The following is a 26,147-nucleotide window of genomic DNA, read 5'->3' on the forward strand; positions in this document are numbered from 1 at the left end:
GGGGATCTACGTGGCGTCAGCAACCGAGCAAGTGCGCCACCTGCCCGCGCATCACCTTCCCTTCCAGCAGCTCCACCAGGGCCAGGGCGAACGGGATCGCCGCCGCCGAATGCTGCGCGGTGATGCAGTTGCCATCCACCACCACCGCCTGGTCGACGAAGCTGCACCCGGACAGGTGCTGGCTGACATCGTTGTGGCAGGTCATCCGCCGCTGACGCAGCAACCCCCAGGCCTGCAACACCAGCGCCGGCGACTCGCCGATCGCCGCGTAATACTGCCCGGCCCGGACCTGCTCCTGCATGCGCTGCTCCAAAGCCGGGCTGGCGGCCAGGTGCCGTGCGCCGTTTTCGCCCCCGGGCAGGACGATCAGGTCGAACGACTGCGCCAGCACGTCCACCAGCATGGCGTCGGCGGTCAGCCGGGTACCACGGGCACAGGTGAGCATCCGCCGCGTCTCGACACTCGCCACCAGCACCTCCACCGCCGATTGGCGCAGGACATCGATGAGGGTCACGGTCTGCAGGTCATCGACGCCTTCGGCGACGGCGATCAGGGCTCTCTGGGTCATGATGAACTCCTTCCGGGCGTGTCCATCCAGCGTAGATCACCGGCCCCATGACGAACGATCGGCGGGCGGTTGGACGCATTACCCTCTGCCGGCCATGCTGGTATGATGCGCGGCTTTTTTCCGGCCCGGTCGAAAAATACGTCAAGGCGGTACGCTTTGTGCTTTCCTGACCGGACCGACAACATTAGGCGCCCATCGCGCCACGGGGAGCAGGACATGCTGGAACGGCTGTTTCAACTGAAAGCACACAATACGAATGTGCGTACCGAGATCCTGGCGGGCGTCACCACGTTCCTGGCCATGGCCTACATTCTCTTCGTCAACCCGAGCATCCTCGGCGAGACCGGCATGGACAAGGGCGCGGTATTCGTCGCCACCTGCCTGGCCGCGGCCATCGGCTCCACGATCATGGGCATCATCGCCAACTACCCGATCGCCCTGGCGCCGGGCATGGGCCTGAACGCCTTCTTCACCTACACCGTGGTCCTGCACATGGGCCACACCTGGCAGGTGGCGCTGGGCGCGGTCTTCATCTCCGCGGTGCTGTTCTTCCTGCTGTCGATCTTCCGCATCCGCGAGTGGATCGTGAACAGCATCCCGCTGCCGCTGCGTTCGGCGATCGCCGCCGGTATCGGTCTGTTCCTCGCGCTGATCGCCCTGCACAACGCCGGTATCGTCGTCGATAACCCGGCCACCCTGGTGGGCCTGGGCGACCTCAAGCAGCCCGCGCCGATCCTCGCCACCCTGGGCTTCTTCCTGATCGTCGCCCTGGAAGCGCTGAAAGTGCGCGGCGCCGTGCTGATCGGCATCCTCGCCGTGACCATCGTGTCCATCGTGTTCGGCGTCACCGAGTTCGGCGGCCTGGTGTCGATGCCGCCATCGCTGGCCCCGACCTTCCTGCAACTGGACATCAAGGGCGCACTGGACATCGGCCTGGTCAGCGTGATCTTCGCCTTCCTCTTCGTCGACCTGTTCGACAACTCCGGCACCCTGATCGGCGTGGCCAAGCGCGCCGGCCTGATGGGCAAGGACGGCCACATGCCGAAGATGGGCCGCGCCCTGATCGCCGACAGTACCGCGGCAATGGCCGGTTCGCTGCTGGGCACCTCGACCACCACCAGCTACATCGAGTCGGCGGCGGGCGTCAGCGCCGGCGGCCGTACCGGCCTGACCGCCATCGTCGTCGCCATCCTGTTCCTCCTGGCGCTGTTCTTCGCCCCGCTGGCCGGTAGCGTGCCGGCCTTCGCCACCGCGCCGGCGCTGCTGTTCGTCGCCGTGCTGATGGCCTCGGGCCTGGCGGAAATCAACTGGGACGACATCACCGAAGCCGCGCCAGTGGTTATCACCGCCCTGGCGATGCCGCTGACCTACTCCATCGCCAACGGCATCGCCTTCGGCTTCATTTCCTGGACCGCGATCAAGCTGATCTCCGGCCGCGGCCGCGACCTGAACTCGGCCCTGGTGATCCTGTCCATCCTGTTCGTCATCAAGCTGGGCTGGTTCAACGCATGAGTGCTGTCTTCGACCCTTCCACCTACGACCAGCAGCTCGCCGCCAAGGTCGAGCGCCTGCGCGAGCTGCTGGCGCCGTTCGATGCGCCGCAACCGGCGGTGTTCGATTCGCCGCGCGAGCACTACCGTCTGCGTGCCGAGTTCCGCCTGTGGCGCGAAGGCGGCCAGCGGCATTACGCGATGTTCGCGCCGGGCGAGAAGCACACGCCGATCCTGATCGAGGATTTCCCCATCGCCAGCCGGCGGATCAACGATCTGATGCCGCGCATGAAAAGCGCCTGGCAGGCCAGCGAGGCCCTGAGCAACAAGCTGTTCCAGGTGGAGTTCCTCACCACCCTGGCCGGCGACGCGATGATCACCCTGTGCTACCACCGTCCGCTGGACGAGGCCTGGGAAGTGGCGGCGCGGCAACTGGCCGGCGAACTGGGCGTGAGCATCATCGGCCGCTCCAAGGGCAAGCGCCTGGTGATCGGCCGTGACTACGCGCAGGAAGCGTTGCAGGTGGCGGGACGCGAATTCCGCTACCGCCAGCCGGAAGGCGCCTTCACCCAGCCCAACGGCCAGGTGAACCAGAAGATGCTCGGTTGGGCCTATGAGGCGCTGGGCCAGCGCGAGGACGATCTGCTGGAGCTGTACTGCGGCAACGGCAACTTCACCCTGCCGCTGGCGACCCGGGTGCGCAAGGTACTGGCCACCGAGATCAGCAAGACCTCGGTGAATGCTGCCCTGCACAACCTCGATGACAATGCGGTGGACAACGTCAGGCTGGTGCGCCTGTCGGCCGAGGAACTGACCGAAGCGCTGAACGAGGTGCGGCCGTTCCGGCGCCTGGAAGGCATCGACCTGAAGAGCTACGACTTCGGCAGCGTCTTCGTCGACCCGCCGCGTGCCGGCATGGACCCGGACACCTGCGAACTGACCCGGCGCTTCGACAACATCCTGTACATCTCCTGCAATCCGGAAACGCTGGCGGCGAACATCGCGCAGTTGCATGACACGCACCGGATCGAGCGCTGTGCGTTGTTCGATCAGTTCCCCTATACCCATCACATGGAGAGTGGGGTGCTGCTGGTTCGGCGCTGACAGCCACACCGCAGCCCCGCGCGTAGGAGCGTGGCTTGCCCGCGAAGGACCGTGCAACGGTCCCAATTCGGTGATGTTTCGGGGGACCGCTGCGCGGTCCTTTCGCAGGCAAGCCAGCTCCTACAAGTTCCTTCGCGGGCAAGCCACGCTCCTACGAGACAAACGTCCCAAAGGCTCACGCCATCAACAACGGCACCACCTGATCCGCATCGGTCAACGCCCCATGGTGCCCCAGCCAGCGACTCGCCGCCGGCTCCACTTCACTGCGAATGATCCCCCCGCCACCATTCGGCACCACGATCAGGTCGCCGATCCGCGCCTCCGCCTGACTCAGCATCACATCGCCGAACAACCCGCCGGCAATGGCGTCGGCCTTGCTCAGCACCGTGTAGCCATCCCCCAGGCGATCGCGCCAGCGTTCCTGGGTGCGGTCCAGCCGTGCGGCATCGACATAGACATGCCGCGCGCGGATATCCCCCGCGACCGCCAGCACCCCGTCCTGCAGCGCCGGCTCGCGGTCGAAATCCACCACCGCGTCGGCATCCAGCCCGAGCATGCCGTGGTCGGCGGTCACCAGCAGTCGCGCACCCGCGGGGAGCTGCTGGAAGATCGACTCGGCCAGACGATCGGCAACGCGCAGCTGCGCCAGCCACGCGTCCGAGCCCGGACCGAACAGGTGTCCGGCGAAATCCAGGTCGGCGAAATAGGCGAAGCACAGCGCCGGTGCATTCACCTCCAGGGCCTGGCGCACCAGTTGCGGATAGCCGTAGTACGACGGCGCACCGAGGATCTGCGAGCCCTTGTAGATCGCCCGGGTGTAGGCGGACTCGGCATAACGCGCCGGCATCACCGTGCTGATCCGCAGTCCCTGCTCGGTGGCCTGCTCCCAGGCGGTCTGCGGCACGATGAACTGCTCCGGCGTCGGCACCTCGGCGAATGCCCGTTGCGCGACGAAGGGCGCGCAGGTCCAGGTCAGCGGGGAAAACTCGCTGTCGGCATCCAGGGCGAAGCTGCAGCCGACGATGCCGTGGGCACCACTGCCCAGTCCCGACGCCAGGGCGGCCAGGCTCGACGCCGTGGTCGCGGGAAAACCGACACGAAACACGCCGTCCGGGCGCATCAACCCGGCGAGAAACGGCGCCTCGTCGCGGTACTCGCGGAGCAGATCGTGGCCCAGGCCATCGATCAGCAGCAGGCAGGTCGCCCGCGCGGGCGCCAGGCCGAACGAATTGCGAAAGCCCACCGCGCCGAGTGCGCAAAGCATCGAATGCGTCAGGTTGGCCAGCCCCGGCCAGGTCTGATGCTGGGTGACGTCCAACTGCACTGACATTTGCATTCCTCCTCCATGGTCGAGCCACAAGGTGTAGCACGACCCTGTGCGATCAGCGAACACTAAACGCTGGCACCGATTGATTCCTGTTAACCAGACGGTACATTTTGTCGGAACACTCCTTTTCCAATCGCCAAGAACAACAACGGAGTCTTACCGATGAATCTGGCCAAACCGCCCGGCATTCTCGCCGGCCTGATCGGCGCGGGCATCCAGGCCTCGCGCACCCCCGCGCTGCACGAACACGAAGGCGCCGCCCAGGGCCTGACCTACCTGTACCGGCTGATCGACCTCGACCAGCTCAAGCTCGACAGCAGTGCCCTCGAAGAACTGCTGACCGCCGCCCAGTACATGGGCTTCACCGGCCTGAACATCACCTTTCCGTGCAAACAGGCGATCCTCCCGCTGCTCGACGAGCTGTCGCCGGAGGCCCGCGGCATCGGGGCGGTGAATACCGTGGTGCTGAAACACGGCCGGCGCATCGGCCACAACACCGACTGCCTGGGTTTTGCCGAAGGTTTTCGTCGCGGCCTGCCGGACGTTTCCCGCCAGCATGTGGTGCAGATGGGCGCCGGTGGCGCTGGCGCGGCGGTGGCCCATGCCCTGCTCAGCGAGGGTGTGCAACGGCTGAGCGTGTTCGATGTGGAAGTCGCGCGGGCCCAGGCCCTTGTGGATAACCTCAACCAGCATTTCCCGGGGACCCGGGCCAGGGTCGGTCACGATCTGGAAAGCACCCTGGCGCAGGCTTGCGGCCTGGTGAACACCACGCCGATGGGGATGGCCAAGCTGCCCGGCATGCCGGTCCCGAAAGCCCTGCTGCGGGCCGAACTGTGGGTCGCGGAGATCGTTTACTTCCCACTGGAAACCGAGTTGCTGCGCGAAGCCCGCGCCCTCGGCTGCCGCACCCTGAATGGCGCCACCATGGCGGTGTATCAGGCGGTCAAGGCGTTCGAACTGTTCAGTGGCGTGGCGCCCGATCCACAGCGCATGACCGAACATTTCCAGCGCCTGGGCAACTGAGCGGCATATCCGCCGCGGGGCAATCCCGCGGCGACGCCGTGATCAGGCCTGCAGGTAGCGCAGCACCGACTCGCAGATCATGTCCTTGTGTCGGGCCTTGACCACCTGGTCCTCGAAATCGACCTGGAAGATCTCGCCGAAGGTATGCCGGTTGGATACCCGGTAGAAGCAGAACGAACTGATCAGCAGGTGGACATCGAGTGCCTCCAGGCCGGTGCGGAACACCCCCTCGCTGGCGCCACGCCGCAGCACCTCGTCCAGCGCCTGCAGGACCGTCTTGTTCATCGAACGGATCGCCGAGGACTGCTTCACGTACTCGCCGTGGTGCATGTTCTCGTTGCAGACGATGCGCACGAAATCGACGTTGCGGTCGTGGTGGTCGAAGGTGAACTCGATCAGCCGGCGAATCCCCAGGCGCGGTTCCAGCTCGGCCAGGTGCAGGTTGCTCTCGGTATTGCGGATATCGCCGTAGAGCTTCTCCAGCACCTCGACGTACAACTGCTCCTTGGAGTTGAAGTAGTAGTAGATCATCCGCTTGGAAGTCTGCGTGCGCTCGGCGATCGCATCGACCCGGGCGCCCGCCAGGCCCTGCTGGACGAACTCGCTGATCGCCGCCTGGAGGATGTTCTCGCGGGTCTTTTCCGGGTTGTTCTTGCGGCCCTTGCGCGGCGCGGTTTCGGCTGGCGCGGAAGGTGCGATGTTCGTGGTCATACGGAGCTCGTGGCCTTCGATTAACCGGGCGATTATGGGCCTGGGGCGCGTCAGAAGAAAGCCTTGGAAAGGTGGGGAATTCGGGGGCCGCGTTGCGGCCCTTCGCGGGCAAGCCACGCTCCTACCGAGGGATACGCGCCCGCCCCCTCACAATTTGGCGTGGCGCAATCCGCCACTACGCGCCTTGGCCATCGCCGCCAGGCGCACCGCCACGTTCGCCGCGCCATACCCGGCATAGCCGTTGCGCCGCTGGATCACCTCGAAGAAGAAGCGCTCCTCGAACGGTTCGGTATACACATGGAACAGCTCGCCGCCGTTGGCATCGCGGTCGTACAGCACGTTGTAGTAGGCCAGCTCGCTGAGGAACTCGTCGTCGAAATCGAAGCGCGCCGCGAGGTCGTCGTAGTAGTTCAACGGAATGTCCAGCAACGCCACCCCGGCCTCCTTCGCCCGCTTCACGGCGCTGAAGATATCGTCGCAGTCGAAGGCGATGTGGTGCACACCGGACCCCCGGTAGTTGGACAGCGCGTGGGAGATCGCCGTATTGCGGTTTTCCGAGATGTTCAGCGGCAGGCGAATGCTGCTGCACTGGCTGCGCAGCGCGCGGCTCTTGACCAGACCATAGGGGTCCGGCAACACCACCTCGTCATCGGCCTCGAAATTCAGCACGCTCTTGTAGAACAACACCCAACTGTCCAGGCCATCCGCCGGCAGGGCCATGGCCATGTGGTCGATACGGGTCAGGCCGATGCCGTCCACCGGTTGTCTGATGCTGACGCTGAAGTCGGTGTCGTAGATGGTGCGACCATCGACACCCTGGTCCACCAGGTAGATCAGGCTGCCATCCGGCGCGCGCACCGCCGCCAGCTCGCGCTCGTTGGGCCCGACCAGGCCGCGATAGGGCTGGCCATGATAGGCCACGGCGCGCGCCAGGGCCTGGGCGCTGTCCTTGACCCGCACAGCGGTGGCACACAGCGACGGACCATGGCTTTCGAAGAAGTTGTGGGCGAAGGAATACGGCTCGGCATTGAGGATCAGGTTGATGTCGCCCTGGCGCAGCAGGCTGACGTTCTTCGAGCGGTGCTGGCCAACCTGGCTGAAACCGAGGCCCTGCAGCCAGCCGCCGAGCTTGGCGCCGAGGGCATCGTCGACGGCGAATTCGAGGAATTCGATGCCGTCATAGGCGTTGGCCGGCGGTGGGCTGAACAGCAGCGCCGGCTCGGCCGCCACCGCCGGCGCGGTCTGCGCCAGGCGCTCGCGGGTCTTCTCTTCCAGGTACAGCAGCGAGCGCAGGCCGTCGGCGGCATTGGCCCGGGGCGGCGCGGCGCGGAAGCCGTCGTTGAAGATTTCCAAGGACAACGGGCCGCGATAGCCGGCCTGCAGGATCGGCGCGAGGAAGCCCGCCAGGTCGAACTCGCCCTGCCCCGGGAAGCAGCGAAAATGCCGGCTCCACTCCAGCACGTCCATGGCCAGGATCGGCGCGTCGGCCATCTGCACGAAGAAGATCTTGTCCCCCGGCACCTGGGCGATGCCGCTCGGGTCGCCCTTGATCGAGTAGGTGTGGAAGCTGTCGAGGATCATGCCCAGCGCCGGGTGGTCGGCCTCGCGGACGATGTCCCAGACCTGCTGCCACTGGTTCACATGCCGGCCCCAGGCCAGGGCTTCGTAACCGATGCGCAGCTCGCGCGCGCCGGCGCGTTCGGCCAGCAGGCCGAGGTCATCGACGAGTATCTGGCGCTCGCCCAGGGCGTCGGCGGCGACGTTGCTGCACACCAGCACCAGATCGGTGCCCAGTTCCTGCATCAGGTCGAACTTGCGCTCGGCCCGATCGAGGTTGCGCGCCAGACGTTCACGACGGCAGCCTTCGAAGTCGCGGAACGGCTGGAACAGGGTGATGGCCAGGCCCAGGTCGGCGCAGCGCTGGCGAATTTCGCGGGGGCTGCCGTCGTAGTAGAGCAGGTCGTTTTCAAAGATCTCGACGCCGTCGAAACCCGCGGCGGCTATGGCTTCGAGCTTTTCCGGCAGGGTGCCGCTCAGGGACACGGTGGCAATCGAACGCTGCATCTTCAGTCTCCTACGGGCAGGCAGTGCCCAAACTGAGAAGAATTATTGGCCGGGGCGCAAACCAGCTCAACAAAAAGGTACGAACTGGTTAGTTTTGTGTGCGATTATCGCCCGAAATGCGCTGTGACGAATTGACCCTTTTTTGAGCAGTGCGCACCATTTCAAACCATGAAGCAGGGATTCATCGGCCATCGAACCCGGTCGATCCTGCCAACCTGGCCCATGCAATGCCGTTTTCCTGCGTCACCCAAGGCTCGACCCATAAACATAAAAATACGGGTAACCCACGATGATCCACAGCCCCAGCAATCCCGTCGCTCAGCCGCTGAGCAGTACCCCGCACGCCGGCATCGGCGACAAGATCCGTGGCGCCATGGCCGTCGGCAAGACCCGCTGGGTCATGCTCGCCCTGGTGTTCTTCGCCACCACCCTGAACTACATCGACCGCGCCGCCCTCGGCGTCATGCAGCCGATCCTGGCCAAGGAAATGAGCTGGACGGCGATGGACTACGCCAACATCAACTTCTGGTTCCAGGTCGGCTACGCCATCGGCTTCGTCCTGCAGGGCCGGCTGATCGACCGTGTCGGCGTGAAGAGAGTGTTCTTCTGCGCGGTACTGCTCTGGAGCCTGGCCACCGGCGCCCACGGCCTGGCCACCTCGGCGGTCGGCTTCATGGTCTGCCGCTTCATTCTCGGCCTGACCGAAGCAGCCAACTACCCGGCCTGCGTCAAGACCACCCGCCTGTGGTTCCCGGCCGGTGAACGCGCGGTCGCCACCGGTATCTTCAACGCCGGCACCAACGTCGGCGCGATGTTCACCCCGATGCTGCTGCCGCTGATCCTCACCGTGTGGGGCTGGCAGGCCGCGTTCATGGCCATGGGCGCCCTGGGTCTGGTGTGGGTCGTGTTCTGGGGCCTGAAATACTTCAACCCGGAAGAGCACCCGAGCGTCACCGACGCCGAGCGCGCCTACGTGATGGGCGAGGCCGAACCCGAGCAGAAAGGCGTGCCGTTCTCGCGGATCCTGCGCATGCGCGGCACCTGGGCGTTCGCCCTGGCCTACTCGATCACCGCGCCGGTGTTCTGGTTCTACCTGTACTGGCTGCCACCGTTCCTCAATCAGCAATACAGCCTGGGCATCAGCGTCACCCAAATGGGCATCCCGCTGATCGTCATCTACCTCAGCGCCGACTTCGGCAGCGTCGGCGGCGGCATCCTCTCCTCGTTCCTCATCGGTCGCGGCGTGGCCCCGGTCAAGGCGCGGCTGATGTCCATGGCCCTGTTCGCCGCCACCATCGTCGGCGTGATCTTCGCCGCCGGCGCCAGCAGCCTGTGGGTCGCGGTACTGGCGATCTCCCTGGCGATCGCCGCGCATCAGGCCTGGACCGCGAACATCTGGAGCCTGGTGATGGACTACACGCCCAAGCACATGATGAGCACCGTGTTCGGCTTCGGCGGCATGTGCGCGGCCATCGGCGGCATGTTCATGACCCAGATCGTCGGCTACGTGCTGACCACCACCAACAACAACTACACCGTGCTGTTCACCATGATCCCGGCGATGTACTTCATTGCCCTGACCTGGATGTACTTCATGGCGCCACGCAAAGTCCCGAAAATCGAAGACTGATCGCCATCGCGTGACCCGCGCGGGGCCTGTTCCGAAAGGACAGGCCCCGCGTGCGTTTCAGCGCCGCCGCTGCAGCCAGGCCGCGGCCAGCCCGCTGAGGCAGACCACGCTGATGCCGATCACGCCCCAGGTATCCGGGCGCTGGCCGAACAGCACGATGCCCATCAACCCAGCGAAGACGATCTGGCAATAGCTGAACGGCGCCAGCATCGCCGGCGGCGCATGGCGGAAGGCCTGGGTCAGGAACAGGTGGGCGAGCATGCCGAAGGTACCGAGGGCCAGGGTCATCAGACCGTGGGTGAGGCTCGGCACGGTCCAGAAGAACGGCACCAGGGTGCTCATCACCAGGGTGTTGAACACGCCGGTGAAGAAGTTGCTGACGGTGGGGCTGTCCACTTCGCTGAGCTTGCGGGTCAGCAGTTGGTAGAAGCAGAAGCAGGTCGCCGAGCCGAACGGCAGGAGCACCGCCGGGGTGAACATGGCGCCGCCGGGATGCACGATCACCAGTACGCCGAGGAAGCTGGCGATCACCGCCAGCCATTGGCCACGGGTCACCCGCTCCTTGAGCAGCGGCATCGACAGCGCCGTCACCAGCAGCGGCGCGAGGAAGTTCACCGCCGTCGCCTCGGCCAGCGGCAGGTACTGCAGGGCCTTGGTGAACAGCAGGCTGCAGCCCAGCAGGCACAGCGCCCGCGCCGCCTGCAGGCCCGGCCGGCGGGTCCGCAACCCGCGCAGGCCGGCCCGGGGCAGGAAGATGCCGAGCATCAGCAGGGTGTGCACCAGATAACGCGCCCACACCACCCAGACGATCGGATAGAACCCCGACAGGTACTTCGACAGCGCGTCGTGGCTGGAAAACAGGAAGGTCGCGACAACGACCAGCAGGATGCCTTTGAACGGTTGACTGACTGAGGGCATGGGGCGGCTCGAAGCGGTTAGAGGTGGCTCAGGACGTCACGGGTCTTTTCCAGCGCCCACTGCGCGCGTTGCAGTGCCGGCACACCCTGTTCCAGCAACTGCCGGGTGGGGATTTCCAGGCTCAGCGGGATATCGGCCGGCACCGCGCTCAGCAGGCCGTGCAGATCGCAGTCGCCGTCACCGGGGAAACGCCGCTCGTTGCGCGCCTGGCGCAGGATCTCGGCCATGTCGTGCGGACGCGGGCCGGCGACATCGCACAGTTGCAGGTAGCGCAGGCGTGACGCCGGAACCTGGCGCAGGTCGTCGAGGCGCGAGGCGGAACGGTCGAAGTGGAAGGCATCGACGAGCACGCAGCCGTTGTCGCGGTTGGCGGCGGTGACGATCTCCAGCGCCTGGGTGAGGTTCTTCGCATCGGTCCAGGGCATGAACTCCAGGTGCGGATGAATGCCGTAGCGGGCGGCCAGGTCGCAGAGGGCGGCGAAGTTGGCGGTCATCCGCGCCGGATCCGGATCGTTGCCGGCCACCAGCAGCTCCGTGGCACCGAACTCCGCGCCCACCGACAGCAGCGGGTCGAAGTCGGCGACACAGGTGTCCGGCTTGAGACGCAGGATCTCGATGTCCAGCACCTTGATCCCTGTGTCACGCAGGCGCGCGGCGGTCTGCTGGCGCAAGGCGGCATCGCGGACCAGGGGAAAGTGGTGTTCTTCCGGAGTGGCCGGTTCCAGGCGCAGACCGACATGGCTGTAGCCGGCGCGGGCGGCGACCTCGACCATTTCCGGGGGGGAGAGCTCAAGGACGGTGAGGGCGGCCAGGGACAGGGTTCGTTGGCTCATGGGGAGTGGGTTCTCTTTTTTCGATTGTTGTTCCGACTCCACTTATTTAGAACCAAGTTCCATTTTTTATGCAACCCCCGTAGAAAATGGCGTGCCTGCGAAGGGCCTGTAGGAGCTGGCTTGCCTGCGAAAGGACCGCGCAGCGGTCCCAGATCTCACTGCTATCGGGGGACCGCTTTGCGGTCCTTTCGCAGGCAAGCCAGCTCCTACGGGGAATGCAGCGAAGGGAGGGGGGCTCAGACAAACAACTCGGAAGCCGGACTCGCCGCCGCCAGCTCCCGCACCGTCTCCAGCAACAACGGCGCCAGCTCGTGCATCCGCGCCTCGCTCATCCGCGCGGTCGGCCCGGCGATGCTCACCACCCCCAGCGCATGCCCGTCCCGCGGATCGGCGATCACCGCGGCCAGCGCCGACATGCCCACCGCCGAGCTCTCCACCACCCAGGCATAGCCATGCTCGCGGGCAATCCGCAGGCGCTCCAGCAACGCGGCATTGGACTTCGGCGCATTCGGCCCGAAGGCTTCGGCCGGCCCCACGCCCTGGCGCTCCACCAGCAGCAGGGCCTGGGCATCGCTCAGGCTGGCCAGCCAGGCGTGCCCGGAGGCACTGTAGAACAGCGGTGCATCACGGCCCATGTCGGGGTCGTACTTGAGCCCGGAACGCGCGCCCTGGGACTTGGCGATCCAGGTCTGGCGCTCGCCGTCGATCACCCCGAGGCGCACCAGCTCGCCACTCTGCCGCGCCAGCTCGTCGAGGATCGGCTGGACGATATCCGCGCCACTGTTGCCCAGGTAGCGAAAGCCCATGGCCACCAGCCGGGTGCTCAGCAGGTAGCGGCTGTTCTCCGGGTTCTGCCGCACGTAACCCAGGCGGATCAGCTCGGCGAGCATGCGGTGGGTCGCGCTTTTCGGAATGTCCAGCTGTTCGGAAAGGGTCTGCATCGGCAGCCCGCGAGGCTCGCTGGTGAGGCTTTCGATAAGGCTGAACGCGCGTTCGATCTGACTGCCGGCCATGGTCATGGTCCCTGGAAATTTTGCGGAATTCTAAAGAGCGCCGGGCAAAGCGCAAACCACTGTTCGATCTTCGCCCAACTTCGCTGGCGGCCGCTTGGCACCTGCAACACGATCATGGATTATGGAATAAAGTTCCAAAAATACCACTACGAGGATTTTCCATGACCGCCCTTCCCTCCCCTGCCCGCACGGTGGACTGCGATGTCCTGGTGATCGGTTCCGGCGCCGCCGGCCTCAGTGCCGCGGTCACCGCGGCCTGGCATGGACAGAAGGTCATCGTGGTGGAGAAGGATCCGGTGTTCGGCGGCGCCACCGCCTGGTCCGGCGGCTGGGCCTGGGTGCCGTGCAATCCGCTGGCGCGCCGCGCCGGCATCGTCGAGGAGCGCTCGGCACCGCGCACCTACCTGGAGCACGAACTGGGCGAGCGCTTCAACGCGCCGCTGATCGACGCCTTTCTCGAAGCCGGGCCGCACATGGTCAGCTTCTTCGAAACCCACACCGCACTGCAGTTCGCCGATGGCAACGGCATCGCCGATATCCATGGCGACACCCCCGGCGCCGGCACCGGCGGCCGCTCGGTGATCGCCGCGCCCTACGATGCCCGGCACACCGGCAAGCTGCTCAAGCGCCTGCGCCGGACGATGCGCGAAACCGCGTTCTGGGGCATGCCGATCATGGCCGGCAAAGACCTCGGCGCCTTCCTCACCCTGACCCGCTCCTGGCGTTCGCTGCTGCACGTTGCCAGCCGTGTCGGCCGCCACCTGATCGGCCTCGCCAGCCATGGCCGCGCCCTGCACCTGGTCAATGGCGTGGCCCTGGTGGCGCGCCTGGCCAAGTCCGCCGAAGACCTTGGCGTGCAGCTCTGGGAATCGGCGCCTGCCCGCCGCCTGCTGCAGGACGACGGCAAGGTGAGCGGCGCCGTGGTGCAGACCGCCGACGGCGAAGTGACGATCAACGCCCGCGCCGTGGTCCTCGCGGCTGGCGGCTTCCCCAACGATATCGAGCGGCGCAAGGCGCTGTTCCCGCGCACGCCGACCGGCCATGAACACCTCGCCCTGCCGCCCCTCGCCGCCAATGGCGACGGCCTGCGCCTGGGCGAAAGCGTCGGTGGCCAGGTCGCCGACGACCTGCACAGCCCGGTGGCCTGGGCGCCGGTGTCGGAGGTGCCGTATGCCGACGGCAGCAACGGACATTTCCCGCATATCATCGAGCGCGGCAAGCCAGGGATCATCGGCGTGCTGAGCAATGGCCAGCGCTTCGTCAACGAGGCCGATGGCTACTACGACTATGTCAGCGCCATGGTCGCCGCCGCCCCGGGCGAGAAGGTCGAGTCCTGGCTGATCTGCGACCACCGCTTCCAGCGCCGCTACGGCCTCGGCATCGCCCGGCCGTTTCCGCTGCCGACCTCGTCACTGGTGCGCCGCGGCTACCTGAAGCGCGCCGCCAGCCTGCACGACCTGGCCAACCAGTGCGGCATCGACGCCCGCGCGCTGGTCGATACCGTCAGCCAGTACAACCTTCACGCCCGCGTCGGCGAGGACCCGCAGTTCGGCCGCGGTCGCACCCTGTACAACCGCAAACAGGGCGATGCCCTGCACGGACCGAATCCGTGTGTGGCGCCCATCGAGCACGGGCCGTTCTACGCGGTGAAGGTCGAGCCGGGCTGTTTCGGCACCTTTGCCGGATTGCGCAGCAACGAACACGCCCAGGTGCTGGATGGCGACCAGCGACCGATCGCCGGGCTGTACGCGGCGGGTTGCGACATGGCCAGCATCATGGGCGGGCACTATCCGGCGGGCGGCATCAACCTCGGTCCGGCGCTGACCTTCGGCTATATCGCCGCGCGCCATATCGCCGGGGTCACCGCGTACGAGTGATCAGGTGAAGCGCTGCCCGGAAATCGCCGGGTGATAGATCGGCTGGACCTTGTTCCCCGCGGGGTCCAGCAGGTGGAAGCTCCAGGTCCCGTCGCCATGGGCGAACGGCGTATCCAGCAGGGTCACCCCGCACGCCTTCAGATAGGCATGCCAGGCGTGCAGTTCGTCGACGCTGTCGACCACGAAGCCGTAGTGATCCACCGCCTGCACGCCGCTGCTCGGCGCGAAGGCGCGGCCCAGGGACAGGTTGTCGTTGCCGCAGGTCAGGTAGACCAGGTCTTCGTTGGCGCGGTGCAGCACCTCCATGCCCAGGACATCCACATAGAAGCGTTCGCAGACTTCGAGATTGGGCACCAGGATCGCGAGATGACGCAGGCCGTTAAGACGGCTGGGACGGACAGGCATGGCTTCGGCTCCATTTTTGTATACAATTTTTCGCAAATATAAGACAAAAAGGAGTTCGACGTGTACAGCCTTCTACTCAAGACCCAGCTCAAGCCCGGCAGCCTGGCGCAGTTCATGGACGCCATGCGGGTCAATGCCGCCAGTTCGGTACGTGATGAACCGGGGTGCCTGGTGTTCGATGTGATCCGCGATCACAGCGATCCGGATCTGGTCTGGTTGTATGAAGTGTATGAGAGCGAGGCGGCGTTCGAGGCGCATATGCTGACCCCGCATTTCCTCGCCAGCCGGCCGCTGGTGGACCCGCTGATCGTCAGTCAGGGGGTGATCGAGGGGGAGGTGCTGACCTTCAATGGCAAGCGGGGTAACTAATACTGGGACCGCGTTGCGGTCCTTCGCGAGCAAGCTCGCTCCCACAGGAATAGGAAACCTTGCTCGCGAAGGCCTGCAAAGCAGGCCCGACACTGGCAACACAGATCAGAAATCGAAGAACACCGTCTCCCCTTCCCCCTGAATCCGGATATCGAAGCGGTACGCCGTCTTCCCGTCCCGCTCACAACGGGTCGCCACCAGGGTCTCGCGGCGCTGCGGCTGCTCGATCAGGTTGAGCACCGGATCCTTGGCATTCGCCTCGGCCTCGTCATCGAAGTAGATCCGCGTCTGCAGGTGGATATTGATCCCCCGGGCGAACAGGCTGATGTTGATGTGCGGCGCCATCGGCACGCCGGCGGCGTTGTTCACCACGCCCGGCTTGACGGTCTGCATGGTCCACTCACCGGCATCGAAGGTGGTCGCGGTCCGGCCGAAACCGTTGAAGGCGTTTTCCAGGTTGTAGTCGGTCTGGTAGTCGCCGTTGTGGTCGGCCTGCCAGAACTCGATGAACGAGTCGCGCACCAGGTGGCCGTTGCCGTCATAGACATTGCCGAACACCAGGATGTGCTCGCCCGGCGCATCGGCGCGGGCCATCTGGCTCCAGATTTCCTGGGCGCGGGTCGGGTTGCCGGCGGCCTCCAGGGCCAGGCCGATGTGGACGTAGGGGCCTGCGGTCTGCGAAGGGGTTTCCGGCAGCAGTTCGATTGGCATGACGGTGCTCCTCAGCGGTTTTCGAAGTGGGTCGCGCGCTGGCCGCGCAGGACGATGTCGAAGCGGTACGCCAGGCAGTCCATCGGGTTGGCGTTGCTCATGTCCAGGCGCGCGATCAGCAGGTCGACGGCCGCCGGGTTGGCGATGCTCTTGACGATCGGGCACAGCGGGATCAACGGATCGCCTTCGAAGTACAGCTGGGTGATCAGCCGGGTAGCGATCGACGGGCCGCTGATGGAGAAGTGGATATGCGCCGGACGCCAGTCGTTCGGCCCATTGCGCCATGGGTACGGACCCGGCTTGATGGTGCGGAAGCTGTAGCGGCCCTCACTGTCGGTCAGGGCACGGCCGACGCCGCCGAAGTTCGGGTCCAGCGGGGCCAGGTAGCGGTCGTTCTTGTGCCGGTAGCGGCCGCCCGCGTTGGCCTGCCACATTTCCACCAGGGTATTGGCAATCGGCTTGCCGTACTGGTCGAAGACCCGACCGGTGACCAGGATGCGCTCACCCACCGGCAGGCCGCCGTTGTTGAAGTTGAGCAGCAGGTCGTTGTCGTGTTCGCCGAAACGCAGGTGGGAAAAGTCCGGGCCGGTGCTTTCGCTGATCGACTGCGGAACGCTCACCAGAGCCTGGCGCGGCGAGCGGGCGATGGAGGTCTTGTAGTCCGGGGTGAAGGCTTTCGGGTGCCAGTTTCGATCACGGATAACGAAGCGACTGTTGTCTGTGGCAGACATGTCGTGCTCCTGTTCTTGGATTTATGGAGAGCCCGATCAGGACGGGCGGGTGGTACGGCAAAGTGTCCCCCGCGACGGCCACGGCGAAAACTGAATTGTCCGATACCACACATAACCAAATGGTTATGTGTAACCGCTTATCTCAGTGGTGGACTACCCTTTAGGACGATGACACCACCTTCGTGGAGAGACTCCCATGCAATGGCGAAAAGGCAGGCGCAGCGACAACGTGGTCGATGCCCGGGGCGAGAGTCCGGGCGGCGGGATGCGCATGGGCGGCGGCAAGGGCCTGACCCTTGGCGCGGTGGTGCTGATCGTCGGCATCGGCCTGCTCACCGGGCAGGATCCGCTGCAGATCCTCGGCCAGCTGGCCGGGCAGATGGAGCAAGGCGCACCGACGCAAACCCAGCCACGCCCGGCGGCGAATGACGAAGGCAGTCAGTTCGTCGCCAGCATCCTGGGCGACACCGAGGACACCTGGCGGGCGATCTTCGCCCAGGCCAACCAGCAATACAAAGACCCCAAGCTGGTGCTGTTCAGCGGCCAGGTCAATTCCGCCTGCGGCTTCGCCACGTCGGCCACCGGCCCCTTCTATTGTCCGGCGGACCAGCAGGTGTACCTGGACATGAGTTTCTTCCGCGAAATGGAACAGCGCTTCGCCGCCGCCGGCGACTTCGCCCAGGCCTATGTGATCGCCCATGAGGTCGGTCACCACGTACAGACCCTGCTGGGCATCTCGGCCAAGGTCAACGAGGCCCGACGCAGCGGACAGAAAGTCGAGGGCGCGAGCGGCCTGCTGGTGCGCCAGGAACTGCAGGCCGACTGCTTTGCCGGGGTCTGGGCCTACCAGGCGCAGCAGCGCCACGACTGGCTGGAGCCGGGGGATGTCGAGGAAGCCCTGAATGCCGCCAACGCCATCGGCGACGACCGCCTGCAGCAGCAGGGCCAGGGCCGCGTGGTACCGGACTCCTTCACCCATGGCACCTCGGCGCAGCGGGTGCGCTGGTTCAAGGCCGGGTTCGACAAGGGTGATGTGAAGCAGTGCGATACCTTCAAGGCGCAGAGCCTGTAGGTGCGCAGCGACCCTCTCAGGCCCCGCGATTTGCGGGGCTTGTCACATCTTGTTGAGTATTTCCGTCGGATTTATTGAAAAAGCGTTTCAGCTCAGCCCGTTGTCGCCGATAAAGCCTGCTCAACGCCCGCTGGCCCCCAAGAAAAAGAACACATCAGCGACCGCCGATCACACCTTTTTCCCGGAGGGACCCCCATGAACAGTTGGTTCGCCAACCTCAGCGTCAACCGCAAACTCGGGCTGGGCTTCGGCCTGGTCCTGGCACTCACCGGACTGCTCGCCCTGGCCGGCTGGAGCAGCCTCGGCAGCCTGATCCAGCGCAGCAACTGGATGAGCGACATCACCCGTCTCAACAGCGATCTGACCAACCTGCGCATCGCCCGCCTGCAATACATGATCGCCAACGGCGACGATGCCAGCGCCGGTAACGTCCAGGTCAAGCTCAACGCCTTCAGCCAGCAGCTGGAGCACCTGCTGAAGACCTTCAAGAGCCCGGAAAACCTCAAGCTCCTGCAGGCAACCGCACAGGTCATGGCCGACTACCAGGTGTCCCTGGACAAAATGCGCGCCGGCTACAAGAACACCCTTGCCGCCCGCGCCAGCATGGAAGCTGCCGCCGCCAGCGCGATCGCCTTGATCGAGGCGATCAACCGCGACGTCCTGAGCCTGCCGGAAGGCGACGCCAGCCGTCTGGAGCAGTTCCGTGCCGCCAATGCGGCCAAGGAACAACTGCTGCAGGTGCGCCTGGAAGTGCGTGGCTACATCGCCGACAACACCACCCAGGCCGAGCAGACCGCCCTGCGCCAGCTCGACAACGCACTGAACTATGCGCGCCAGCTGAGCACCGCGCTGCCCGGCGAGGGCCCGCGCATCCAGCAGTTCGAAGCCGCCGTGATGAGCTATCGCGACGCCGTGATGCAGTTCAAGGCCGCCATCGCCGACATCGCCCAGGCCCGTCAGGAAATGACCGTGCAGGGCGCCGACATCGTCAAGAACAGCGATGCGCTGTACCAGATCCAGCTCGACCGGCGTGATGCCGAAAGCGCCCAGGCGCGTACCCTGCAGACCATCGCCACGCTGCTGGCGCTGTTCTTCGGCGTGCTCGCGGCGGTGGTCATCACCCGCCAGATCACCCGCCCGCTGCGCCAGACCCTGGATGTGGTGGAGCGCATCGCCGCCGGCGACCTGACCCACGAACAGCGCGTCACCCGTCGCGACGAACTCGGCATGCTGCAACAGGGCATCCAGCGCATGGGGACCACCCTGCGCGACCTGATCAGCGGCATTCGCGACGGCGTCACGCAGATCGCCAGCGCCGCCGAGGAACTGTCGGCGGTGACCGAACAGACCAGCGCCGGCGCCAACAACCAGAAGGTCGAAACCGACCAGGTCGCCACCGCCATGCATGAAATGGCCACCACTGTGCAGGAAGTCGCGCGCAACGCCGAGCACGCCTCGGCCGCCGCCACCGATGCCGACCGCCAGGCCCGCGCCGGTGACGACGTGGTCGCCCAGGCCATCGCCCAGATCGAAAAGCTGGCCGGCGAAGTGGCACGCTCCACCGAGGCCATGGCGCAGTTGCAGCAGGAAAGCCAGAAGATCGGCAGCGTCATGGACGTGATCAAGTCGGTGGCCGAACAGACCAACCTGCTGGCCCTCAACGCGGCCATCGAAGCCGCCCGGGCTGGCGAGGCCGGGCGTGGTTTCGCCGTGGTCGCCGACGAAGTGCGCGGCCTGGCCCAGCGTACGCAGAAGTCCACCGAGGAAATCGAGGAACTGGTAGCCGGTTTGCAGAACGGTACGCAGCAGGTGGCCAATGTCATGCTCGGCAGCCGCAGCCTGACCGACAGCAGCGTCGAGCTGACGCGCAAGGCCGGGACCTCACTGGAAAGCATCACCCGCGTGGTGTCCGACATCCAGTCGATGAACCAGCAGATCGCCGCGGCGGCGGAACAGCAGAGCGCGGTGGCCGAAGAAATCAGCCGGAGCATCCTGAGTGTGCGTGATGTGTCGGAGCAGACCGCTTCGGCCAGTGAAGAGACCGCGGCGTCCAGTGTGGAGCTGGCGCGGCTGGGTAATCAGTTGCAGATGATGGTCAGTCACTTCCGCGTCTGACCGGGGTTTGAGGCCGCTCTTTCGGACCTCATCGCTGGCTTGCCAGCGATGAGCATAGGTACCTACACAAGTGGCCGACACGAACCTTGTGGGAGCGAGCTTGCTCGCGAACGGCGGCGCAGCCGTCGCAAAATCTGAGTTCCGGGTCTGTCTGACAGACTCTGCACTCAGGTTTTGCGGCCGCTTCGCGCCCGTTCGCGACGGTTCGGCGCTCCGACAAGCTCGCTCCCACAATGACTTCGGCAGCTATCCAGATTGTGTAGATACCCATGCTGCGATGAGGCCCGAAAGAGCACCGGGATCCCCCTACTTGACGACCTGCCCCACCCCCCGACCGCGCGGATCCGAAGCCGTCTCCAGCTTCTCCCCGCTCACCCGGATCGCCTGCACATCACCCATCTCCCAGCCCTGGTCCTCCAGGGTGTAACCCATCTTCTTCAACGCCTGCGCCACCTCACCGGTCAGCGGCGCATAGGCATCGAAATAAATGGTGTCCTTGGGCAGCAACTGGTGATGCACGCGCTGCGCCGCCACCGCCTTCTCCAGCGGCAGGTCGTAGTCGTACAGGTTGTTCAGCACCTGGAAGATCGAAGTGAAGATCCGCGAGCCACCGGGTGTCCCCAGCACCAGGGTGACATTGCCATCGCGGGTCACCAGGCTCGGACTCATCGACGACAGCATGCGCTTGCCCGGCTCGATGGCATTGGCATCCCCGCCGACCACGCCAAAGGCATTGGCTACCCCCGGCTTGGAACTGAAGTCGTCCATCTCGTCGTTGAGCAGGAAGCCCGCGCCCTTGACCACCATGCCGCTGCCGTAGTCCCAGTTCAGGGTGTAGGTGTTGCTCACCGCGTTGCCCTGCTTGTCGACGATGGAGAAGTGCGTGGTCTGGTGCGGTTCAAGGCCCGGGCGGACCTTGTCGGTCGCGGAAATCGCGTTCGGATTGACCTCCTTGGCCCGCCGCGCCAGATACTCCGGCGCCACCAGTTCGGCCACCGGCACCTTGGCGAAGGCCGGGTCGCCGAGGTAGTCGGCACGGTCGGCGAATACGCGTTTTTCGATTTCCGCCAGCAGGTGGATATAACGCGCCGAATTCAGCTCGACGCCCTTGAAGTCCGCCGCGCGCTGCTCCTTGATCCCCAGCAACTGGGCCAGGGCGATGCCGCCGGAACTGGGCAGCGGCGCGGTGTAGACCACGTTGCCGCGCCAGTCGATACGCATCGGCTCGCGCCACACGGCCTTGTAGTCCTTGAGGTCGTCCTTGCTGATCAGGCCGTTGCTGGCCTGCATCTGCGCCACCAGCAGGTCGGCGGTCCGGCCCTGGTAGAACTCGCTGACGCCCTTGTCGGCGATGCGTTCCAGGGTCTGCGCCAGCTCCGGCTGCCTGAAGGTCTCGCCGATCTTCATCTGGCCGAAGTAGTCATCGAAATTGGTGCTGTCCTTGAACAGGCCCTTGGCATCCTCGCGGTACTGGTACTGCTTGGCGGCCACCTTGAAACCGTTCTTCGCGTAGCCCACCGCGGGCGTGATCAGCTCGGACCAGGGCAGCTTGCCGAACTTGCGGTGCGCCTCCCACAGCCCCATCACCGTGCCCGGCACCCCGGCGGCGCGGGCGCCGACCAGGCTCAGGTTCTCGATGATCTCGCCCTTGTCGTCCAGGTACATGTTGCGCGTGGCCGCTTTCGGCGCCACTTCGCGGTAGTCGAGGAAATACGCCTTGCCGTCCATGTACAGGGTCATGAAACCGCCGCCGCCGATATTGCCGGCCTCGGGATAGGTGACCGCGAGGGTGAAGGCGGTGGCGACCGCGGCATCCACCGCGTTGCCGCCCTTTTTCAGGATGTCGGCGGCCACCTGTGCGCCATATTGATCGGGTGCGGCCACCGCGCCGCCTTCCAGCGTGACGGCGTAAGTGGTTGAGCTGGCGAGGATCGCCGCGGAGAAACCCAAGGTGCGAAACATCACAACGCGCATAAGTACGTCCCTGGTTGTTGTTTTCGTTGAACACTCATTAAGGCCCATGAGGGAAGAGTTATCAAACAACGTGGGATTTTTCCTTTTCAGCAGGCGTACATCGCCAACTTGCGCTGCATGAAGTCGAGAAAGCACTGGATGCGCAGAGCCAGTTGCGAGTTGCGGTAGTACACCGCGTTGATCGGCTGGCGGTAGCCGCTGTTGGCCTCGCCGAGCAGGACTTCGAGGCGGCCGGCGCGGATGTCTTCGTGGGTCATGAAGTGCGACAGACAGGCGATGCCCTCGCCGGCCAGCACCAGGGCGCGCAGGGTTTCGCCGCTGGAGGCGGAAATCGTCGGACGGATCAGCAGACGGTCGCCTTCGCGGTGGCGCAATGGCCAGTGATTGAGGGTTTCGGTCTGGGTGAAACCGAGCAGCGTGTGTCCGGCCAGGTCCTCGACCCGCCGCGGCGTGCCATGGCGTGCCAGGTATTGCGGGCTGGCCAGCAGGTTCAGCGGACTGCAGCCGAGGGACCGGGCATGCAGGCTGGAGTCGGCCAGGTCGCCGATGCGGATGGCCACGTCGGTGCTCTGCTCCAGCAGGTCGATGATCAGGTCGTTGGTGTTCAGCTCCAGCTGGATCTGCGGATACAGCGCGCGGAACTCGGCGACCCAGGGCACGATGGCGTGCAGCATGAACGGCAGCGCCGCATTGATGCGCAGGCGCCCGGATGGCGTCTGCTGGTGGCGCGACAGATGGTCTTCCAGCTCGTCCATCTGCTGCAGGATCGCCTTGGCCCGCTCGAAGAAGAACCGCCCTTCCTCGGTCAGGTCCATGCGCCGCGTGGTGCGGTTGATCAGCGTGGTGCCCAGCTTGCTTTCCAGACGCGACAGGGTGCGGCTGATCGCCGAAGGCGTCTGCCCGCCCTGTTCGGCGGCGGCGGAAATCGAGCCGCACTCGATCACCGAGACGAACACCTGCAACTCATCGGACCTGGCTTTCACGGGGCTACCTCGCGACACATGACGCGCAGATAGATAGCCCCTCGCCCCGTCCGACGCAAGTGCGGCTCAGGCTTCGATGCCGAAAACCCGCGCCAGGTGCGCTTCATAGGCGGCCACCGCGGCCGGCACATCGGGGCGCTTCATCACGTCCACCGCCAGGTAGGTCGGCAGGCCGCTCATGCCGAGGAACTGATTGGCCTTGTGGAACGGGAAGTACACCGCGTCCACGCCCTTGCCCTCGAAGAAGTCGCTCGGGTCGTCGAACGCCTGCCGCGGCGCATTCCAGGTCAGCGAGAGCATGTACTGCTTGCCGTGGATAAGACCGCCGCTGCCGTACTTCTGCGAGGCATCGGAACGGGTCCGACCGTCGTTGGCATAGAGGCTGCCATGGCCGGCGGTGAAGACCTCGTCCAGGTACTGCTTGACGGTCCACGGCGCGCCCATCCACCAGCCGGGCATCTGGTAGATCAGCACATCGGCCCAGAGGATCTTCGCAACCTCTTCCTGGTTGTCGTAACCGCCGTCGATGTAGGTGGTCTTCACATCGAAACCGGCGCGATCGAGGAACGCCAGGGCGGTTTCGTGCAGGGTTTCGTTCAGACGGCCGTCGGAGTGAGCGAATTGCTTGCCGCCGTTGAGCAACAGAACCTTTTTCATGTCTTGCCTCATCTGTCATGGGTCCGCGTCAGGGCCTGTGGCCAGGGGACCGGGATATCGGGATGGCGGCAGATTAGTGAGGGAACGGGGTAGGAAAAACCGTCGCGCGGACAAAATACTTTTGACTCAAAAGCACAAATCAACTTGAGATTGTTGAAATAGAATCAGCACCTCATTTCCACGAGGTACTCCTCATGCACGAACCCTACGGCTTCATCCTCAAAGCCAAGACCCGTCCGGAACGGGCCGAGGCCTTCGAAGCGCTGTTTCGCTCCTATGTCGAACCGAGCCGCGCCGAACCGGGCTGCATCGAATACCACATGCTGCGCGACAAGGAAGATCCGAGCCTGTTCGTCTTCTATGAAATCTGGGCCAGCAAGGCCGCGCTCGACGTGCACTCGGCCCTGCCGCACATGCGCGAATTCTTCGAGAAGCGCATGGACTACCTGGAGCGGGATTTCGAGATCCAGTTGATCGAGATGCTCAGCGCGTCCTCGGCTAACCGTTGAGCAACAGGTGTGCGCCCAGCAGCGCCAAGCCGATGAAGAAGCAGCGCTTGAACAGTGGCGCGCTGATGCGCTGGCGCAGCCACTGCCCGAACAGCATGCCGAGCAGTGCCGGCAGCAGCACCAGCACTGACGCGCCAAGCGCCTCGCCACCCAGCGCATCCTGCCCGGCCAGGCCGATGGCCAGGGCCACGGTGGACACGCTGAACGACAGGCCCAGGGCCTGGACGCGGGCGTCGCGGTCCAGGTCCAGCGCGCCGAGGTAAGGAACGGCGGGAATCACGAAGACCCCGGTGGCCGCCGTGATCAGCCCGGTCAGCCCGCCGCACAGCGGCCCCAGCCAGCGTTCCTGCCCCGGTGCCAGGCTGAACGGCGGCAGCCACAGCCCCACCAGCGCATACAACAGCAGCGCCGCGCCCAGCGCGTGAACCGCCCAGGCGCCGCTGCCGATCCCCAGCCAGGCGCTGCCGGCCAGGGTGCCGATGAAGATCATCGCCAGCATCGGCCACAGCCGCCGCAGCAGCCCGCGCAGATGCCCGCCGCTCGCCAGTTGCCAGACATTGGTCAGGGTCGAGGGCACGATCAGCAGCGCGGCTGCCTGCGCCGGAGACATAGCCAGACCGAGCAGACCCATGGCGATGGTGGGCAGGCCAAGGCCGATCACGCCCTTGACCGCGCCGGCCAGGAGGAAGGTGAAGAGCACCAGCAGGGTCAGGGCCGGACCTATGGATTGGTAGAAGCTGAGGAAGGTGGTCATGGGTCCATGCTGCCTTGTAGCGATTGCTTTGAGGAGCTGGAATTCCCTCAGCCAGCCTGTGTGAAAACAATAGGCTGACCAGGCAAACGGAGTCCGAGGCCCGCACTGCAGCGTCCAGGTGACTTCAGTTCATGGGTATTGCGTATTCGACGAGCGTAAAACGTCCGCCTCGTTGAGCGGTCACTTCGATAGCGCGATTGACCAAGTCTGCGGGCAATCGCTGAAGCAGTACGGTAAATGCCAATTTCTGGATGTCCCGCGTCATCAGCCCCACTGCCGAATTGAGACATACCAGGCCTGCATGCAGTTCTTCGAGAGCAAACAATCCCCCGGAAGCTGGAGGGTTTCCCCCCCTGAAATCAACCGAATTATTGGTGACCAACGTCAGGTCGAATTCGACGGCCCGACGCATGATTTCCCGGTCTGACAAACCACACCAACCTCTGTCACGAACCGACGTTGCCGCATGACCAGATACATGAGCCAATTGTGCGAGCTGAGGGCTCAGACATTCGTCAATCAGAAAACTGTACGCCATGTTCAGGCTGGATCTTTCTCGACTTGAACACGGCGAACGGCCTCATGCTTGCCACGGATAGCGGCCTTGCGAGGGCGTCCTGCACGAGGGTGGACACGAAGATACACACGCGCCTGCGCGATCTTTTCTTCCGAGAGGAAAGGATAATCTTCAATCATTTCCGACATCGTGACCCCGTCGTCGATAGAGGCTATCGCCGTCTCGATCGGTAGCCGGGAGCCCTTGAAAACAGGCCGGCCACCCATGATTTCCGGATCGACCGCAACAGCCTCCTCGGCGGCAACGAGCAGGCGGAGCCTGTCGCCTATCTCATTCATTTCGTGGGTGAGATCAAGAGAAAGATCTTTCAGCTCGATCACCCAGGCTCTCGCCTCCAGAAGATCCACGACAACCTGACAAGGCGCATCAACAGAGTAGGTGGCGAGCGTTTCGTTGATCACATTCAGGTGTTCAGCCTCCAGCTTCGCCAGGATGTCCTTGCGAGCTTGTCGGGTGAGCATGTCCTTGAATTTCCGGTTGAGGCGCAAAGCGGCTGCAGCGCCCAGTAAATCGAACTCTCGACGTTCGGTGGCCTTCCAACTGAAACGAGAAGGCAGCAGGTCGTCATCAACCAGCCGGTTGACCTCGACTTCAGTACCTTCCCCGACAAAGGCGACGGTGCGGCCAGAAGCGCCCATCAGTTCTACGTTTGCCATGATCAACAACCCTTCCGAAACATCGGAACAATTTGTCGAAGGACGAGCAGGATTGCAACCGGCTTCCGATCAAGGG

The 26,147-nt window shown here is 64.9% G+C and carries 25 protein-coding genes and 1 pseudogene; 10 read left to right on the top strand and 16 right to left on the bottom strand.

Translation table 11 applies throughout. The features are described from left to right. Positions 1-16 precede the first annotated feature (16 nt). On the bottom strand, positions 17-568 hold the full coding sequence (locus CHB99_RS23675; protein ID WP_042124835.1) for a DJ-1 family glyoxalase III: 552 nt from the start codon (positions 566-568) through the stop codon (positions 17-19). Between the two features lie 216 nt (positions 569-784). Here CHB99_RS23675 and CHB99_RS23680 point away from each other — a divergent pair, with 216 nt between their 5' ends. Beyond that, the gene (locus tag CHB99_RS23680; protein ID WP_042124837.1) at positions 785-2,080 is read left to right on the top strand and encodes an NCS2 family permease; all 1,296 of its coding nucleotides are present in this window, start codon (positions 785-787) and stop codon (positions 2,078-2,080) included. Continuing rightward, the gene (gene trmA, locus CHB99_RS23685) at positions 2,077-3,162 is read left to right on the top strand and encodes a tRNA (uridine(54)-C5)-methyltransferase TrmA (RefSeq protein WP_042124839.1); all 1,086 of its coding nucleotides are present in this window, start codon (positions 2,077-2,079) and stop codon (positions 3,160-3,162) included. The genes CHB99_RS23680 and trmA overlap by 4 nt, the downstream gene beginning before the upstream one ends. A gap of 175 nt (positions 3,163-3,337) precedes the next feature. Here the strand turns inward: trmA and CHB99_RS23690 are convergent, their stop codons facing one another. Beyond that, the gene (locus tag CHB99_RS23690) at positions 3,338-4,492 is read right to left on the bottom strand and encodes an alkaline phosphatase family protein (protein WP_042124841.1); all 1,155 of its coding nucleotides are present in this window, start codon (positions 4,490-4,492) and stop codon (positions 3,338-3,340) included. A gap of 159 nt (positions 4,493-4,651) precedes the next feature. Between CHB99_RS23690 and CHB99_RS23695 the strand changes: the two genes are divergently transcribed. Then, a complete protein-coding gene (locus CHB99_RS23695; protein WP_042124842.1) occupies positions 4,652-5,512 on the top strand; it encodes a shikimate dehydrogenase in 861 nt (286 codons plus the stop codon). A 42-nt stretch (positions 5,513-5,554) separates the two neighbouring features. Here the strand turns inward: CHB99_RS23695 and CHB99_RS23700 are convergent, their stop codons facing one another. Together CHB99_RS23700 and quiC are read right to left on the bottom strand one after the other, a co-directional pair. Beyond that, positions 5,555-6,223, bottom strand: coding sequence for a TetR/AcrR family transcriptional regulator (locus CHB99_RS23700; protein WP_042124844.1), 669 nt, complete (start codon positions 6,221-6,223; stop codon positions 5,555-5,557). A 147-nt stretch (positions 6,224-6,370) separates the two neighbouring features. Further along, complete coding sequence (quiC, locus tag CHB99_RS23705; protein WP_042124846.1) at positions 6,371-8,287, bottom strand: 3-dehydroshikimate dehydratase QuiC; 1,917 nt, start codon at positions 8,285-8,287, stop codon at positions 6,371-6,373. A 289-nt stretch (positions 8,288-8,576) separates the two neighbouring features. Here quiC and CHB99_RS23710 point away from each other — a divergent pair, with 289 nt between their 5' ends. Beyond that, entirely contained in the window at positions 8,577-9,917 is a 1,341-nt protein-coding gene (locus CHB99_RS23710) for an MFS transporter (RefSeq protein WP_042124848.1), read from the top strand. 57 nt (positions 9,918-9,974) lie between these two features. On the opposite strand, the gene CHB99_RS23715 is transcribed toward CHB99_RS23710, so the two are convergent. The 3 genes from CHB99_RS23715 to CHB99_RS23725 form a co-directional block, all read right to left on the bottom strand. Next, positions 9,975-10,835 (bottom strand): DMT family transporter, encoded by an 861-nt coding sequence (locus CHB99_RS23715; protein WP_042124851.1) that lies wholly within the window; start codon positions 10,833-10,835, stop codon positions 9,975-9,977. A gap of 17 nt (positions 10,836-10,852) precedes the next feature. After that, on the bottom strand, positions 10,853-11,668 hold the full coding sequence (locus CHB99_RS23720; protein ID WP_042124853.1) for a sugar phosphate isomerase/epimerase family protein: 816 nt from the start codon (positions 11,666-11,668) through the stop codon (positions 10,853-10,855). Positions 11,669-11,904: 236 nt separating this feature from the next. Next, positions 11,905-12,681 (bottom strand): IclR family transcriptional regulator, encoded by a 777-nt coding sequence (locus tag CHB99_RS23725; protein ID WP_042124855.1) that lies wholly within the window; start codon positions 12,679-12,681, stop codon positions 11,905-11,907. A gap of 161 nt (positions 12,682-12,842) precedes the next feature. Here CHB99_RS23725 and CHB99_RS23730 point away from each other — a divergent pair, with 161 nt between their 5' ends. Beyond that, the gene (locus tag CHB99_RS23730) at positions 12,843-14,558 is read left to right on the top strand and encodes an FAD-dependent oxidoreductase (protein ID WP_042124856.1); all 1,716 of its coding nucleotides are present in this window, start codon (positions 12,843-12,845) and stop codon (positions 14,556-14,558) included. Here the strand turns inward: CHB99_RS23730 and CHB99_RS23735 are convergent, their stop codons facing one another. Next, complete coding sequence (locus CHB99_RS23735) at positions 14,559-14,963, bottom strand: VOC family protein (protein ID WP_042124857.1); 405 nt, start codon at positions 14,961-14,963, stop codon at positions 14,559-14,561. It abuts the gene before it with no gap. 60 nt (positions 14,964-15,023) lie between these two features. Between CHB99_RS23735 and CHB99_RS23740 the strand changes: the two genes are divergently transcribed. Beyond that, positions 15,024-15,332 carry a putative quinol monooxygenase gene (locus tag CHB99_RS23740; RefSeq protein ID WP_042124859.1) on the top strand — a complete coding sequence of 103 codons (309 nt, stop codon included), beginning with the start codon at positions 15,024-15,026 and terminating at the stop codon, positions 15,330-15,332. A 105-nt stretch (positions 15,333-15,437) separates the two neighbouring features. Here the strand turns inward: CHB99_RS23740 and pcaG are convergent, their stop codons facing one another. Both pcaG and pcaH read right to left on the bottom strand, forming a co-directional pair. Beyond that, on the bottom strand, positions 15,438-16,043 hold the full coding sequence (pcaG, locus tag CHB99_RS23745; RefSeq protein ID WP_042124861.1) for a protocatechuate 3,4-dioxygenase subunit alpha: 606 nt from the start codon (positions 16,041-16,043) through the stop codon (positions 15,438-15,440). Between the two features lie 11 nt (positions 16,044-16,054). Next, entirely contained in the window at positions 16,055-16,774 is a 720-nt protein-coding gene (gene pcaH, locus CHB99_RS23750) for a protocatechuate 3,4-dioxygenase subunit beta (protein WP_042124863.1), read from the bottom strand. Positions 16,775-16,970: 196 nt separating this feature from the next. On the opposite strand from pcaH, the gene ypfJ reads away from it, so the two are divergent. From ypfJ to CHB99_RS30685, 3 genes and pseudogenes are all read left to right on the top strand, one after another. Beyond that, the gene (ypfJ, locus tag CHB99_RS23755) at positions 16,971-17,846 is read left to right on the top strand and encodes a KPN_02809 family neutral zinc metallopeptidase (protein WP_042124864.1); all 876 of its coding nucleotides are present in this window, start codon (positions 16,971-16,973) and stop codon (positions 17,844-17,846) included. A gap of 330 nt (positions 17,847-18,176) precedes the next feature. Then, a pseudogene (locus CHB99_RS30680) lies at positions 18,177-19,106 on the top strand (methyl-accepting chemotaxis protein); the annotation flags it as partial. Beyond that, the gene (locus tag CHB99_RS30685) at positions 19,098-19,961 is read left to right on the top strand and encodes a methyl-accepting chemotaxis protein (protein ID WP_377698507.1); all 864 of its coding nucleotides are present in this window, start codon (positions 19,098-19,100) and stop codon (positions 19,959-19,961) included. The pseudogene CHB99_RS30680 and the gene CHB99_RS30685, both read left to right, overlap by 9 nt. Before the next feature lie 306 nt (positions 19,962-20,267). Here the strand turns inward: CHB99_RS30685 and ggt are convergent, their stop codons facing one another. The 3 genes from ggt to mdaB form a co-directional block, all read right to left on the bottom strand. Beyond that, positions 20,268-21,935: a gamma-glutamyltransferase gene (ggt, locus tag CHB99_RS23765; protein ID WP_042124869.1), complete on the bottom strand. Its 1,668-nt coding sequence runs from the start codon at positions 21,933-21,935 to the stop codon at positions 20,268-20,270. A gap of 86 nt (positions 21,936-22,021) precedes the next feature. Next, positions 22,022-22,918, bottom strand: coding sequence for a LysR family transcriptional regulator (locus tag CHB99_RS23770; RefSeq protein ID WP_042124871.1), 897 nt, complete (start codon positions 22,916-22,918; stop codon positions 22,022-22,024). 66 nt (positions 22,919-22,984) lie between these two features. Beyond that, entirely contained in the window at positions 22,985-23,575 is a 591-nt protein-coding gene (gene mdaB, locus CHB99_RS23775; protein ID WP_042124873.1) for an NADPH:quinone oxidoreductase MdaB, read from the bottom strand. Positions 23,576-23,769: 194 nt separating this feature from the next. On the opposite strand from mdaB, the gene CHB99_RS23780 reads away from it, so the two are divergent. After that, positions 23,770-24,084: a putative quinol monooxygenase gene (locus CHB99_RS23780; RefSeq protein ID WP_042124875.1), complete on the top strand. Its 315-nt coding sequence runs from the start codon at positions 23,770-23,772 to the stop codon at positions 24,082-24,084. Here the strand turns inward: CHB99_RS23780 and CHB99_RS23785 are convergent. From CHB99_RS23785 to CHB99_RS23795, 3 genes are all read right to left on the bottom strand, one after another. Continuing rightward, a complete protein-coding gene (locus CHB99_RS23785) occupies positions 24,074-24,838 on the bottom strand; it encodes a sulfite exporter TauE/SafE family protein (protein WP_042124877.1) in 765 nt (254 codons plus the stop codon). The genes CHB99_RS23780 and CHB99_RS23785 overlap by 11 nt on opposite strands. A 124-nt stretch (positions 24,839-24,962) precedes the next feature. Then, positions 24,963-25,376 carry a DUF5615 family PIN-like protein gene (locus CHB99_RS23790; RefSeq protein WP_084702712.1) on the bottom strand — a complete coding sequence of 138 codons (414 nt, stop codon included), beginning with the start codon at positions 25,374-25,376 and terminating at the stop codon, positions 24,963-24,965. Between the two features lie 2 nt (positions 25,377-25,378). Next, complete coding sequence (locus tag CHB99_RS23795; RefSeq protein WP_141137329.1) at positions 25,379-26,071, bottom strand: DUF433 domain-containing protein; 693 nt, start codon at positions 26,069-26,071, stop codon at positions 25,379-25,381. Positions 26,072-26,147: the final 76 nt, after the last annotated feature.

It is taken from the genome of Pseudomonas japonica (genome assembly GCF_900188455.1).
GTDB lineage: Bacteria > Pseudomonadota > Gammaproteobacteria > Pseudomonadales > Pseudomonadaceae > Aquipseudomonas > Aquipseudomonas japonica.